This window comes from Pseudomonas sp. SIMBA_068 (genome assembly GCF_046534705.1).
GTDB lineage: Bacteria > Pseudomonadota > Gammaproteobacteria > Pseudomonadales > Pseudomonadaceae > Aquipseudomonas > Aquipseudomonas putida.
Genome location: NZ_JAWRYI010000240.1, coordinates 1 through 314 on the forward strand (window position 1 = coordinate 1; position 314 = coordinate 314).

Annotated in this window: 1 protein-coding gene; it reads right to left on the bottom strand. The window is 63.7% G+C overall.

Annotated features, from left to right (window positions below; all coding sequences use genetic code 11):
- The coding region (locus tag SB756_RS29000; RefSeq protein WP_410912980.1) for an FAD-dependent oxidoreductase at positions 1 to 314 on the bottom strand (314 nt) is incomplete at both ends.

Consider the following 314-nt stretch of genomic DNA (forward strand, 5'->3'; position numbering starts at 1 on the left):
TTTGGCGTATTGATACGCCACCAGATACAGCAACGGCCCGCTGCCGCAAACCGCCACGCGCTCACCGATGGCACAGCCTTGAAACTTCAAGGCGATTTGCGCAGCGCCAAGGCTGTACACCCCAGGCAGGGTCCAGCCCGGCACCGGCAGGATACGATCGGTGGCGCCGGTGGCAACGATGATGCGCGAGTATGCAAGGCTTTCGGCGCGGCCGTGATGGAGCAGGTCCAGGCGACCGCCTTCGGCATTCCACACCAGGGTTTCGGGCCGGTAGTCGAGCAACGGCGCCAATTCATCCATCGTGCGGTGTACCG